This is a genomic window from Halomonas elongata DSM 2581, from assembly GCF_000196875.2.
GTDB classification, from domain to species: domain Bacteria; phylum Pseudomonadota; class Gammaproteobacteria; order Pseudomonadales; family Halomonadaceae; genus Halomonas; species Halomonas elongata.
In genome coordinates this window covers 4,034,648-4,048,049 of sequence record NC_014532.2, presented here as the reverse complement: position 1 = coordinate 4,048,049, position 13,402 = coordinate 4,034,648, and the positions used below count along the sequence as shown (strand labels likewise).

The window sequence follows — 13,402 nt, the reverse complement described above, 5'->3', positions numbered from 1 at the left end:
AGTCCATCGTGATCAAGGTCGGAATCGTCGGCGGCACCGGCTATACCGGGGTCGAACTGCTCAGGCTGTTGGCTCGCCATCCACAGGTGCGTGTCGAGGCCATCACTTCGCGCAGCGAAGCCGGCCTGGCGGTCAGCGAGCTGTATCCCAACCTGCGCGGTCATTACGACGAACTGCGTTTCAGCGAGCCCGACCCCGCGCGACTGGCAGCCTGCGACGCGGTGTTCTTCGCCACGCCCCATGGCGTGGCGCATGCCCTGGCCGGCGATCTTCTCGCCCGGGGAACCCGGGTCATCGACCTGTCGGCGGATTTCCGCCTGCGCGACGCCGAGGAATGGGCTCAATGGTACGGGCAGCCGCACGGCGCCCCCGAACTGCTCGACGAAGCCGTCTACGGCCTGCCCGAGACCAACCGCGAGCGTATCCGCACGGCTCGCCTGGTCGCCGTGCCCGGCTGTTATCCCACCGCCGTGCAACTCGGACTGCTGCCACTGCTCGAGAGCGGATCGATCGATCCGGGCCGGGTCATCGCCGACTGCAAGTCCGGCGTCACCGGCGCCGGACGGGGCGCCAAGATCCCCTCATTGTTGGCCGAGGCCAGCGAATCGATGAAATCCTACGGCGCCTCGGGGCATCGTCACCTGCCGGAGATTCGCCAGGGGCTCGGCGACGCCGCGGGCGGCCCGGTGGAACTGACCTTCGTGCCGCACCTGACTCCGATGATCCGCGGCATCCACGCCACCCTGTACGGCCAGCTTGGCGATGACGCCGGCGACCTCCAGGCGTTGTTCGAACGCCGCTTCGCCGACGAGCCCTTCGTCGACGTGATGCCGGCGGGCAGCCACCCGGAGACCCGCAGCGTCAAGGGCGCCAACATGTGCCGCCTGGCGGTGCATCGTCCCGGCGGCGGCAACACCGTGGTGGTGCTCTCGGTGATCGACAACCTGGTCAAGGGGGCCTCCGGCCAGGCAGTGCACAACCTCAACCTGATGTTCGGCTTCGACGAAACCGCCGGCCTCGACGCCCCGGCCATGTTGCCCTGACATCACCTCTCTTTCATGGGCCATCGCCGTTTGCATGGCGAGTCATGACAAGAGACGCCGGGGACAAGTCGTAGAGGAGGTCTTTTGCCATGGATGGCAAAAGTAGCGCCCATGGACGGGTCTACAGCGCCTCCTCGTAGACCTGTCGACGGCTCAGCCACGAACCGATCTTCGGAATCTCGATGGCCATTTTCCAACAATAGTTGACCCTTTTACTGGGTGGTGTGGATAATCATGGCATGAACCACACTCACCGATTCCCGGGAGGTCACCGATGAGCGGTGTCGCATCCTTCGTTCCCACTCCGCTGTTGCTGTCCGACAGCGCCAAGGCACGCCTCAGGAGCCTGGTCGAGGAAGAAGGCAACCGCGAGCTCAAGCTGCGGGTCTACGTGACCGGCGGTGGTTGCTCGGGTTTCCAGTACGGCTTCGATTTCGCCGAATCGGTTGCCGAAGACGATACCCTGGTGGAATTCGACGACGTAGCCCTGGTGGTCGATCCGCTTTCCTACCAGTACCTGGTCGGTTCCACGGTAGACTTCGAGGAAGGCCTGGCCGGGGCGCGCTTCATGATCCAGAACCCCAACGCCACCACCACCTGCGGCTGTGGCGCCTCCTTCATGGTCTGAACGACACCGTTGATCAGGCGCTAAACGACGCCGCAGGCCCGGACTTGACGCTTTCACGACAACTCGCCATGGTGGAGTCGTATTCCACAACAATTGCTTCCATGGGGAAACGTATGAAACGTCAACTGAAGTCGGTCTCGCTGGCATCCTGCATCGGCCTCGGTCTGGGTGCCTCTGGCCTGGCCGCTGCCCAGGACCAGACACTCGACGTGGCCACCGACCCGAGTTTCGTGCCCTTCGAGATGATGGATCAGGAAACCGGCGAGATGACCGGTTTCGACATGGACATCATCAAGGAAATCTCCGAACGGGCCGGGTTCGACTACAACCTCCGGACCATGGACTTCAACGGCATCATCCCCGCCGTTCAGACCGGCAACATCGATATTGCCATCGCCGGCATCACCATCACCGACGAGCGCTCCAAGATCGTCGACTTCTCCGATCCCTACTACGACAGCGGCCTGAAGCTGCTGGTCAACGCCGACGACGACAGCATCCAGACCGTCGAGGACCTGGAAGGCAAGAAGGTCGGCACCAAGATCGGCTCCACCAGCTACGACTATCTCGAGGAAAACCTCGGCGACAGCGCCGACATCACGCCCTATCCGGGCTCCAGCGACATGTACATGGCGCTGCTCGGCGGTAGTGTCGATGCGGTCTTCTACGACGCACCCAATGTCGGCTACTTCTCCCAGACCAAGGGAGAGGGCCGCGTCAAGACGGTCGGGCCGCTCTACGAGGGCCAGCAGTACGGTCTCGCACTGGTCAAGGGCAGCGAATGGCTCGAGCCCGTCAACGAGGCACTGGCCGCGATGAAGGAAGACGGCACCTACGATGAAATCCACGCCAAGTGGTTCGGTTCCTCTTCCAACGACGAATGATTCTTCCACCTCGCCTATACGGGGTCGGGTCCCAGGACCCGGCCCCGTTGCGTTGTGGCCATGCCCCACAATCCATGAAGACGCGCTGACGGGAGACCCTAAGTGGACGTCACTTTCCAATTCGACTGGCAGGCAGCCTTTGCCTCCATTCCGCATCTCGCAGCGGGTATCCCCTACACCCTGCTCATTTCCTTCGGTGGCCTGGCCATCGGTTTCATCATCGGCATCATCTTCGGTCTGCTGCGCATCAGCCCGACCATCTGGCTGCGGATTCCCGCCGCGGCCTATATCGAAGTCTTCCGCGGAACCCCGGTGCTGGTGCAGGTTCTGTTCATCTTCTATGGCTTGCCGCAGCTCCTCGGCGGCCCGATCAATGCCCTGGTCGCCGGTATCGCGGCCATCGCCGTCAATTCCGGCGCCTATATCTCGGAGATCGTGCGCGGCGGCGTCCAGTCCATCGAACGCGGCCAGAAGGAGGCCGGCTTGTCCCTGGGCCTGTCGAGGGTCCAGACCTTCCGCTACATCATCTGGCCCCAGGCCTTCCGGCGCATGATTCCGCCGCTCGGCAACCAGGGCATCATCAGCATCAAGGACACCTCGTTGTTCTCGGTCATCGGCGTCGGCGAGCTGGTCCGCCAGGGGCAGATCTACATCGCCACCACCTTCACCGCCCTGGAGGTTTACCTGATGGTCGCCATGCTCTACCTGGCGATCACCCTGACGCTCTCGCTTGCGCTGCGCCTGCTCGAGCGCAAGGGCCTGGTCGGACAATAAAGGAACGCACGACATGAACCACGAGAAGTCCACGACCGGCGCCGAGCCCATCGTGCGCCTGAACAAGCTCAACAAGCATTTCGGCAGTCTTCACGTCCTCCAGGACATCGACCTGACGGTGACGCCCGGAGAGGTGGTGGTGATCATCGGCGCCAGCGGTTCCGGCAAGTCGACGCTGATCCGCTGCGTCAACGGCCTGGAAGAGTTCCAGCAAGGCGAGCTGGAAGTCGATGGCAATCCGCTGCTTCCCGACGGCAAGGCCACTCAGGCGCTGCAGAAGATCCGTACCGAGGTCGGCATGGTCTTCCAGCAGTTCAACCTCTTTCCGCACCTGAGCGTGCTCGACAACGTGATTCTGGCCCCCATGAAGGTGCGGGGCTTGAACCGATCCACCGCCACCGAGACCGGCGAGCGCCTGCTGGCCCGGGTCGGCATCAGCGATCAGGCACACAAGTATCCCACCCAGCTGTCCGGCGGCCAGCAACAGCGCGTGGCACTGGCACGAGCCCTGGCCATGGAACCTCGCCTGATGCTCTTCGACGAGCCCACCTCGGCACTGGACCCGGAGATGATCGGCGAAGTACTCGATGCCATGCGCGAGCTGGCCAACGACGGCATGACCATGATGATCGTGACCCACGAGATGGGCTTCGCCCGAGAAGTCGCCGATCGGGTCATCTTCATCGACAAGGGCCGGATCGTCGAAGAAGGTCCCCCCGAGACGATCTTCGATACCCCTGCGGAGGCACCGACAAAAAGCTTCCTGTCTCGAGTTCTCAAGCACTGATACCACCTTTTCAGGCATGCCCGAAGGCCCTGTCGTTATCGACAGGGCCTTTTTTTCGGCTGTGGAAAACCCGATTGCCAAATGAACCAAAATCACGCCACACCCACCGCCATCCCGGGGATGTGGGCAAATCGCCCCGGTTGTTCACAGCTGCGGTGACAAGCCCGGTAGTGATCGGTGGAAAAGCCGTGTTCGTGTCAGCTTGTGGGCAAACCGGCTTTCCATCCACAGGCCCCGAACACATCGTCCGCAGCTCGCCCGCTGCTTTTCCTACTTTCGATCAACATTGCAAGATATTGATATTATGGCAATAAAACGGTTTATCCACGGAAAACGTCCACACCAGTAGTCACTACAACAACAGAACTTCCTATTCTTTTATTGTTTATTTAATAGCTAGTGGTGTGAAAAGGGGACGAAGATGAAAATCCGGGTGTGGAAAACCCTGACGATTACCCACAGGAGGTTTATACTGGCTGGCTGATTTCATCCCCGATCCGCAATATCGGCGCCGCAGCGCCGAACGAGGTGAACCTTGGAGTACCCCGACCGCTTCGACGTCATCGTCATCGGTGGTGGTCATGCGGGCACCGAAGCCGCTCTGGCCTCGGCCCGCACGGGCTGCCGGACGTTGCTTTTGACCCACAACATCGAGACGCTCGGCCAGATGTCGTGCAATCCCGCCATCGGCGGGATCGGCAAGAGCCATCTGGTCAAGGAAATCGATGCCCTCGGTGGTGCCATGGGGCTGGCCACCGACATGGGCGGTATCCAGTTCCGTGTGCTCAACGCCCGGAAAGGACCGGCCGTGCGTGCCACCCGTGCCCAGGCGGATCGCGTTCGCTACAAGGCCGCCATTCGCGGCATGCTGGAAAACCAGGCCAACCTGACGATCTTCCAGCAGGCAGCCGGCGATCTCATCGTCGAGGGTGACCAGGTTCGCGGTGTATGCACCGAAACGGGAATTCGCTTCATGAGCGAGACCGTGGTGTTGTGCACAGGCACTTTCCTCGGCGGTGTTATCCACATCGGCCTGGACAACAGCCGTGGGGGCCGTGCCGGCGATCCGCCCTCCAATGCCCTCGCCGAACGCCTCCGGGCCTTGCCGTTTCGCGTCGATCGCCTGAAGACCGGCACCCCGCCGCGTCTCGATGCCAAGAGCGTGGATTTCTCGAAGCTCGACGAGCAGCCCGGCGATGAGCCCACGCCGGTCATGTCCTATCTGGGCGAACGGAGCCAGCATCCGCGCCAGGTGAGCTGCCATATTGCGCACACCAATGAGCGGACCCACGAGATCATCCACGCCAACCTGGAGCGTTCGCCGATGTTCTCCGGGGTCATCGAGGGTGTGGGTCCCCGCTATTGCCCCTCCATCGAGGACAAGGTGCATCGCTTCGCCGACAAGTCGAGCCACCAGATCTTCGTCGAGCCGGAGGGGCTGGACACCCACGAGCTGTATCCCAACGGCATTTCCACGTCACTGCCGTTCGATGTGCAGTTGCAGGTCGTCCGTTCGATCCAGGGACTGGAAAACGCTCACATCACGCGTCCCGGCTATGCCATCGAATACGATTTCTTCGATCCTCGTGATTTGAAGCATTCCCTCGAGACGAAGTTTATCCACAACCTGTATTTCGCCGGGCAGATCAACGGCACCACCGGTTACGAAGAAGCAGGGGCCCAGGGGCTTCTGGCCGGGCTCAATGCCGCACGACGGGCTCGCGGGCTCGATGCCTGGTGGCCGCGTCGCGATGAGGCCTATCTCGGGGTTCTGGTCGATGATCTGATCACCCTCGGCACCCGGGAGCCTTACCGGATGTTCACGTCCCGCGCGGAGTACCGTCTCCTGCTGCGCGAGGACAACGCCGACATGCGCCTCACCGAGACCGGCCGCGAACTGGGGCTGGTCGATGAACGCCGTTGGACGGCTTTCAGTGCCAAGCGCGAGGCCGTGGAGCGCGAAACCTCGCGTCTCCGCTCCAGTTGGGTCCAGCCCGGCAGCGAGGCCGCTCGGCGTATCTCCGAGACCACCGGGCAGTCCCTGAAACGTGAATACAACCTGCTCGACCTGCTCAAGCGTCCCGAGATCGGCTATCGCGACGTGGCGGGTCTGGTCGGTGAGCCGGTCGATAACGATCAGGTGGCCGAACAGGTCCAGATCCAGGCCAAGTACCAGGGCTACATCGACCGCCAGCAGGACGAGATCGACAAGCTCAAGCGGCATGAAGCCACGCCGCTGCCCGACGACCTCGACTACGACCAGGTCGACGGGCTCTCCAACGAGATTCGCCAGAAGCTCGTCGAGGCCAGGCCCGAGACCCTGGCACAGGCATCGCGCATCTCCGGCGTGACACCGGCGGCCGTCTCGATCCTGCTGATTCACCTGAAGAAGCGACGCCTGCTCGACGATAGCCGGGTGGCCAACGGATGAGCCTCGATGACCACCGTCTTCGCGAGCGCCTCGAACAGGGCCTGAACGAGCTCGGTATCGACGCCTTCCCGGCACGCCGGGAAGGCTTGTTGACGCTGCTGGCGCTGTTGCACAAGTGGAACCGTGCCTATAACCTCACCGCGGTACGCGCCCCGGAAGAAATGGTCTCCCGGCACCTGCTCGACAGCGCGGCCGTGGCGCCCTTCGTGACGGGATCGACACTGCTCGACGTGGGCGCCGGCCCCGGCTTGCCGGGCCTGGTGCTGGCGATTCTGGAGCCCGAGCGTCGGGTGACCCTGCTCGACAGCAATGGCAAGAAGGTACGTTTCCAGCGCCAGGCGGTGATGGAGCTGGGCCTGACCAACGTCACGCCCGTCCAGGCCCGGGTCGAGGCCTTCGAGGGGCCGAAGGAAGGCTATTGCGAGGTGATCTCGCGTGCCTTCGCCAGTCTCGGGGATTTCGTCTCGCTGAGTGCCGACCTGGTGGCCGATGGAGGGCGATGGCTGGCCATGAAGGGCCCCAGCGTGGATGATGAGCTGAGCGGGTTACCCGAGAACGTGGCACCGGTTGCCAGCCATGAGTTGACGGTGCCCTTCGAGTCAGGCCAGCGTCGACTCGTGATACTCGAGCGTACCGATTCCACCCAGGGTCGCCCCTGAGGCGTCCGTCACTCGCAAGGAACGTCGTCGTGACCAAGATCATCGCCTTGACCAACCAGAAGGGCGGCGTGGGCAAGACCACCACCGCCGTCAACCTGGCCGCCAGCCTGGCAGCCCTGGATCGACGCGTGCTGCTGATCGACCTGGATCCTCAGGGCCATGCCACCATGGGCAGCGGCGTCGACAAGCACGAACTCGATGGCAGCGTGCTCGATGTGGTGCTCGGCGAACGCAAGCCCAGTGAGGTGATCCTCGATTGCCCCGAGGCCGGCTTCGCCCTGCTGCCCGGCAATGGTGACCTGACCGCCGCCGAGGTGGAGCTGCTGGAGCGTAACGAGGGGCGCGAGCGTTGCCTGGTCAAGGCGCTGGAGGATGTCGCCGCCGAGTACGATGTGGTGCTGATCGACTGTCCGCCGTCGTTGAACATGCTCACCGTCAATGCCCTGACCGCCGCCGATGGCGTGCTCATTCCGCTGCAGTGCGAGTTCTACGCTCTCGAAGGGCTCTCGGCGCTGCTCGATACCGTCGAGCAGATCAAGGACAGCGTGAATCCCCAGCTCGAAATCTTCGGCATCCTGCGGACCATGTTCGACAGCCGCAACAGTCTGACCCGTGACGTCAGCAAGCAGTTGCGCGATTATTTCGGCGATGCTCTGCTCAAGGCCACCATTCCGCGTAACGTGCGGGTCGCCGAGGCTCCGAGCCATGGCCTGCCGGTGACCAAGTACGCTCGCTTCTCGCGAGGCAGCCAGGCCCACCGGGTGCTGGCCAAGGAACTGATCCGTCGCCTGTCGTTGTAACCGTATGGTCCTGGAAATGAGGGAAACTCGATGACGCGCAAACAACGCGCCCTGGGACGCGGCCTGGATGCCTTGATCGGCGCCAACGCTCGACGCCGTGACAGCCTGGATTTGCCCGAGGTCGATACGTCACTGGAAGGGGCCGAGCAGGATGAGGCCTCTCGGGTGCTACCGGGATCGGAAGAACGGCTCGAGCGCCTGCCGCTCGGTCAACTGACGCGAGGCCGCTACCAGCCCCGTCGTGATATCCAGCCCGAGGCCCTGGAGGAACTGGCCGACTCGATTCGCGCCCAGGGCGTCATGCAGCCGATCGTGGTGCGTCCGATCGGCGAGGAACGTTACGAGATCGTCGCCGGCGAGCGACGCTGGCGGGCGGCGCAGCTGGCCGAGCTGGATGTCATCCCCGCGGTGGTGCGCGAGGTTTCCGACGAGGTGGCGCTGGCTCTGGCGTTGATCGAGAACATTCAGCGCGAGAGCCTCAATCCGGTCGAAGAAGCCATGGCCATGAAGCGCCTGCTCGACGAGTTCGAGCTGACCCAGCAACAGGCAGCGGATGCCGTGGGCCGTTCTCGTGCCCAGGTGGCCAACCTGCTGCGCCTGCTGGCGCTGGATCCCGAGGTGCAGACGCTGCTCGAGCGGGGTGATCTCGACATGGGGCATGCCCGCGCACTCCTGGCGTTGTCCGGTGCCAAGCAACGCAAGGCGGCGCATGAAGTGGTCAACAAGGATCTGACCGTGCGCGCCACCGAGGCGCTCGTGAAGCAACTGACCGCCGGCGGCGGCAAGAAAGCCGCGAAATCCGAGCCGAGCCCGGATGTGGCCAGGCTGGAATCCCGTCTCGGGGAATTGCTCGGTGCACCGGTGAAGATCCAGCACGGCCAGAGCGGCAAGGGAAGGGTGACCATCCGTTACGCGAGTCTCGAGGAACTGGACGGCATTCTCGAGCACATTCGCTGAGGCATTTATCCATTTAGCATGCTAAAGAAGTTCGCGCTTTTTCCTCGACTTTTAGTCGTAAGCTGGCGCGATATCGTGCATATTCGCCCCGCATCCGGTTGAAGCCGGCGGGTCGCTTCCCTATAATCGCGCCGGACCGCCGACGTTGGCAGACGTGGTGGTCATCGAGGCGGCCTGGGTGCCACGACAAGGTTTGGAAACGGAGACCTCATGGCAGCCAGGATCAAGCGCCCCAGCATTCGGCGACTGTTGCTAGCACAATTGGCGGTGATGGGCCTGATGGTGGGGTTGGCCGCCTGGTCGGATGGCGGTGCCGGCGCCTTTTCCGCGCTTACGGGCGGTGCCGTGGCCTTTCTGCCCAATGCCTTTTTTGCCTGGCGAGTCTTCCGTTATCAGGGGGCTCGGCACGCCAAGAACATCGTTAATGGCTTCTATCGAGCGGAAGCCGGAAAGTTCGGTTTGACGGCGGTACTGTTCACGCTGGTGTTCATTGCAGTGCCTCCCTCAAACCCCGCTTTCTTCTTTGGCGCTTACGTGGTGACGCTGTTCGCTCATTGGCTGGGGCCCTGGCTCCTGCGGCGACCGTCACACACCTGACATCGAGGGCAGACCATGGCAGGCAACAACCCGACCACGTCGTATTATATCCAGCACCATCTGCAGAATCTGACCTTCGGGCATCATCCCGAGCACGGTTGGGGCTTCGCGCATTCCGCCGATGAGGCCACCGAGATGGGATTCTGGGCATTGCACCTCGATACCCTGGGCTGGTCGATCGGTCTTGGCCTGCTGTTCCTGCTGCTGTTCCGCAAGGTGGGACGAGCGGCAACCACCGGTGTGCCCACCGGCCTGCAGAACTTCGTCGAAATGATGGTCGAGTTCGTCGACAACTCGGTCAAGGACACCTTTCACGGCAAGAGCAAGCTGATCGCGCCCCTGTCGCTGACCATCTTCTGCTGGGTCTTTTTGATGAACCTCATGGACCTGGTGCCCGTCGACTTCCTGCCGATGCTCGCGCAGAAGGTGGGAGCCATGTTCGGCGCCGACCCGGCCCACGTCTATTTCAAGGTCGTGCCGACCACCGACGTCAACGCCACCCTGGGGATGTCGCTGTCGGTCTTCGCCCTGATCATCTTCTATACCATTCGCGCCAAGGGCTTTTCCGGCTTCATCGGCGAGTTGACCCTGCATCCGTTCAATTCCCCGAACAAGCTGATTCAAGCGCTGTTCGTGCCGGTCAACTTCCTGCTCGAGACCGTCACCCTGCTGGCCAAGCCGATCTCACTGGCGCTGCGTCTGTTCGGTAACCTCTATGCCGGCGAGTTGATCTTCATCCTGATCGCGCTGATCGGGCTGTGGCAGCTGCCGCTGCACTTCCCCTGGGCGGTGTTCCATATCCTGGTCATCACCCTGCAGGCCTTCATCTTCATGATGCTGACCATCGTCTATCTCGCCATGGCGGTGGAAAAGCACTAACCGTTTCACCCTTAACCCACTAACCCTTAAACCACTCGACTGAAACTGGAGACCATCATGGAAGCACAAGTTCTGGGTATGACCGCAATCGCCGTGTCCCTGCTGATCGGCCTGGGCGCACTGGGCACTGCCATCGGCTTCGGCATCCTGGGCGGCAAGTTCCTGGAAGGCGCAGCGCGTCAGCCGGAAATGATCCCGATGCTGCAGGTCAAGATGTTCATCGTTGCCGGCCTGCTGGACGCCGTGACCATGATCGGTGTGGGTATCGCGCTGTTCTTCACTTTCGCCAACCCGTTTGTCGGTTGATTCGCGACGGTCGCAAGACCCGTCGTGACGTTAACCCCAAACCTGTGACGCGAGAGGTGCTGGCGTGAACCTGAACCTAACCCTGATCGGCCAGGCTATCGCCTTTGCGTTCTTCGTCTGGTTCTGCATGCGGTTTGTATGGCCCCCGGTCATGCAGGCCCTGCAGGAACGCCAGAAGAAGATTGCCGATGGCCTGGATGCTGCCAGCCGTGCTTCACGCGATCTCGAATTGGCCGAACAACAGGCCGAAGAGACGCTGCGTGAAAGCAAGGAGCAGGCAGCCGAAATCCTGGAGCAGGCCCACAAGCGGTCCAACCAGATGATCGACGAGGCACGTGAGCAGGCCCGCCAGGAAGGCGAGCGCATGATCACCAACGCCAAGTCCGAGATTGAGCAGGAAGTCAACCGCGCGAAGGAGGAGCTGCGTGAGCAAGTATCGCGGCTCGCCATCGTGGGGGCGGAGCGCATCCTGGAATCCTCCATCGACGAGAAGCAGCATGCGAAGCTCGTCGACAAACTCGCCGACGAGCTTTGAGGAGGTGACCCATGGCGGAACTGTCAACCGTCGCTCGCCCCTACGCCAAGGCGGCTTTCGAGTACGCCTCCGAGCATAAAGCGCTCGATGACTGGGCCGGCATGCTCGACAGCGTGGCGCAGGCCGTCGGCAACGACGACCTGCGTCGGCAGGTGCTCGGCAATCCGCGGCTGACCAGTGCACAGAAGGTGGAGCTGCTCGTCGAGATTTGCGGCGATGCCGTCAACGACGAGCTGCGCAACTTTCTTTTCCAGGTCGGCCAGAAGGGCCGCCTGGCGGCTCTGCCGGCCATCGCCGAGCAATTCGCACTGCTCAAGGCCCAGCAGGAGAGGCGCATGGACGTGGACATCGTCTCCGCCTTCCCGCTGGACGACGCGCAGCAACAAACGCTCGCGAGTGCACTGGCCAAGCGTCTGAACCGCGAAATCTCCATTACCACTCAGGTGGATAGCAGCCTTCTGGGCGGCGTAGTCCTGCGTGCCGGCGATACCGTCATCGACGGCTCGGTGCGTGGTCGACTGAATCGCCTCCACGAGGCCCTTTCCGCCTGAGTCTGAGGGACATGGCATGCAGCAACTGAATCCTTCCGAGATCAGCGACATCATCAAGCAGCGTATCGAGAAGCTGGATGTCGCATCCGAAGCCCGCAACCAGGGCACCATCGTCAGCGTGTCTGACGGTATCGTGCAGATCCACGGTCTCGCCGACGCAATGTTCGGCGAGATGATCGAGTTCCCCGGCGGCATCTATGGCATGACGCTGAACCTCGAGCGCGACAACGTCGGCGCCGTGGTGCTGGGTGACTATCTGCAGCTCGAAGAGGGCATGACCGCCCAGTGCACCGGGCGCATCCTCGAAGTGCCGGTTGGCCCGGAACTGCGCGGCCGCGTGGTCGATGCCCTGGGCAACCCGATCGATGGCAAGGGCGAGCTGGGCACCGACAAGACCGATGCGGTCGAGAAGGTGGCACCGGGCGTCATCACCCGCCAGTCCGTCGACGAGCCGATCCAGACCGGCTTCAAGTCGATCGACTCCATGGTGCCGATCGGTCGCGGTCAGCGTGAGCTGATCATCGGCGACCGCCAGATCGGCAAGTCCGCCATCGCCATCGATGCGATCATCAACCAGAAGGGCAAGGACGTCACCTGCGTCTATGTGGCCATCGGCCAGAAGCAGTCGACGATTGCCAACGTGGTGCGCAAGCTCGAAGAGCATGACGCCATGGAGCACACCATCGTGGTCGCCGCCGGCGCTGCCGATCCGGCCCCGATGCAGTTCCTCGCCGCCTATTCCGGTTGCACCATGGGCGAGTACTTCCGCGATCGCGGTGAAGACGCCCTGATCGTCTATGATGACCTGTCCAAGCAGGCCGTGGCCTATCGCCAGGTTTCCCTGCTGCTGCGTCGTCCGCCGGGCCGCGAAGCCTTCCCGGGCGATGTCTTCTACCTCCACTCGCGCCTGCTCGAGCGCGCCGCTCGCGTGAACGCCGACTATGTCGAGAAGTTCACCGACGGCGAGGTGAAGGGCAAGACCGGTTCTTTGACCGCACTGCCGATCATCGAGACCCAGGGTGGCGACGTATCTGCCTTCGTTCCGACCAACGTGATCTCGATCACCGACGGTCAGATCTTCCTCGAGACCGACCTGTTCAACTCGGGCGTCCGTCCGGCGATCAACGCCGGCCTGTCGGTATCCCGTGTGGGTGGCTCGGCGCAGACCAAGATCATCAAGAAGCTCGGCGGTACCGTGCGCCTGGCCTTGGCCCAGTATCGCGAGCTGGCGGCCTTCGCCCAGTTTGCTTCCGACCTGGACGAGGCGACCCGCAAGCAGCTGGAGCACGGCCAGCGCGTCACCGAACTGATGAAGCAGCATCAGTACGCGCCGATGTCCGTGGCCGAAATGGCCGTTTCCCTGTATGCCGCCAACGAGGGCTACCTGGAAGATGTCGAGGTCAAGAAGGTGCTGGACTTCGAGCGTGCCCTGCAGGACTTCATGAAGTCCGAGTACGCCGAGCTCCTCGACAAGATCAACCAGAGTGGTGACTACGGCGACGAGATCAAGAGCGGCTTGCAGGAAGGTCTCGACAAGTTCAAGGCGACTCAGAGCTGGTAATTCCGCCGGC

15 protein-coding genes are annotated in these 13,402 nt (G+C 62.6%); all 15 read left to right on the top strand.

What is annotated here, in order from left to right; genetic code table 11:
* Positions 1-8 precede the first annotated feature (8 nt).
* The 15 genes from argC to atpA all read left to right on the top strand — a co-directional run bounded on the left by argC (position 9) and on the right by atpA (position 13,392).
* Positions 9-1,043: an N-acetyl-gamma-glutamyl-phosphate reductase gene (gene argC / locus HELO_RS19000; RefSeq protein ID WP_013334214.1), complete on the top strand. Its 1,035-nt coding sequence runs from the start codon at positions 9-11 to the stop codon at positions 1,041-1,043.
* A gap of 274 nt (positions 1,044-1,317) precedes the next feature.
* Positions 1,318-1,671, top strand: coding sequence for an iron-sulfur cluster insertion protein ErpA (gene erpA / locus HELO_RS18995; protein ID WP_013334213.1), 354 nt, complete (start codon positions 1,318-1,320; stop codon positions 1,669-1,671).
* Between the two features lie 113 nt (positions 1,672-1,784).
* Complete coding sequence (locus HELO_RS18990) at positions 1,785-2,555, top strand: transporter substrate-binding domain-containing protein (RefSeq protein WP_013334212.1); 771 nt, start codon at positions 1,785-1,787, stop codon at positions 2,553-2,555.
* A 102-nt stretch (positions 2,556-2,657) separates the two neighbouring features.
* Positions 2,658-3,329, top strand: a complete 672-nt coding sequence (locus HELO_RS18985; RefSeq protein ID WP_013334211.1) for an amino acid ABC transporter permease — start codon at positions 2,658-2,660, stop codon at positions 3,327-3,329.
* A gap of 13 nt (positions 3,330-3,342) precedes the next feature.
* A complete protein-coding gene (locus HELO_RS18980) occupies positions 3,343-4,116 on the top strand; it encodes an amino acid ABC transporter ATP-binding protein (protein WP_013334210.1) in 774 nt (257 codons plus the stop codon).
* A 535-nt stretch (positions 4,117-4,651) separates the two neighbouring features.
* Positions 4,652-6,547, top strand: coding sequence for a tRNA uridine-5-carboxymethylaminomethyl(34) synthesis enzyme MnmG (gene mnmG / locus HELO_RS18975; RefSeq protein WP_013334209.1), 1,896 nt, complete (start codon positions 4,652-4,654; stop codon positions 6,545-6,547).
* Positions 6,544-7,206: a 16S rRNA (guanine(527)-N(7))-methyltransferase RsmG gene (gene rsmG / locus HELO_RS18970; RefSeq protein WP_013334208.1), complete on the top strand. Its 663-nt coding sequence runs from the start codon at positions 6,544-6,546 to the stop codon at positions 7,204-7,206. Before mnmG ends, rsmG begins: the two co-directional genes overlap by 4 nt.
* Before the next feature lie 29 nt (positions 7,207-7,235).
* Positions 7,236-8,006, top strand: coding sequence for a ParA family protein (locus tag HELO_RS18965; RefSeq protein ID WP_013334207.1), 771 nt, complete (start codon positions 7,236-7,238; stop codon positions 8,004-8,006).
* Positions 8,007-8,036: 30 nt separating this feature from the next.
* Positions 8,037-8,963: a ParB/RepB/Spo0J family partition protein gene (locus HELO_RS18960; protein ID WP_013334206.1), complete on the top strand. Its 927-nt coding sequence runs from the start codon at positions 8,037-8,039 to the stop codon at positions 8,961-8,963.
* 210 nt (positions 8,964-9,173) lie between these two features.
* Entirely contained in the window at positions 9,174-9,560 is a 387-nt protein-coding gene (locus HELO_RS18955) for an ATP synthase subunit I (RefSeq protein ID WP_013334205.1), read from the top strand.
* Positions 9,561-9,575: 15 nt separating this feature from the next.
* Positions 9,576-10,439: a F0F1 ATP synthase subunit A gene (gene atpB, locus HELO_RS18950; protein WP_013334204.1), complete on the top strand. Its 864-nt coding sequence runs from the start codon at positions 9,576-9,578 to the stop codon at positions 10,437-10,439.
* Positions 10,440-10,496: 57 nt separating this feature from the next.
* The gene (gene atpE / locus HELO_RS18945; RefSeq protein WP_013334203.1) at positions 10,497-10,745 is read left to right on the top strand and encodes a F0F1 ATP synthase subunit C; all 249 of its coding nucleotides are present in this window, start codon (positions 10,497-10,499) and stop codon (positions 10,743-10,745) included.
* A gap of 64 nt (positions 10,746-10,809) precedes the next feature.
* Positions 10,810-11,280: a F0F1 ATP synthase subunit B gene (locus HELO_RS18940; RefSeq protein ID WP_013334202.1), complete on the top strand. Its 471-nt coding sequence runs from the start codon at positions 10,810-10,812 to the stop codon at positions 11,278-11,280.
* 11 nt (positions 11,281-11,291) lie between these two features.
* Entirely contained in the window at positions 11,292-11,831 is a 540-nt protein-coding gene (locus HELO_RS18935) for a F0F1 ATP synthase subunit delta (RefSeq protein ID WP_013334201.1), read from the top strand.
* Positions 11,832-11,847: 16 nt separating this feature from the next.
* Entirely contained in the window at positions 11,848-13,392 is a 1,545-nt protein-coding gene (gene atpA, locus HELO_RS18930; protein WP_013334200.1) for a F0F1 ATP synthase subunit alpha, read from the top strand.
* Positions 13,393-13,402: the final 10 nt, after the last annotated feature.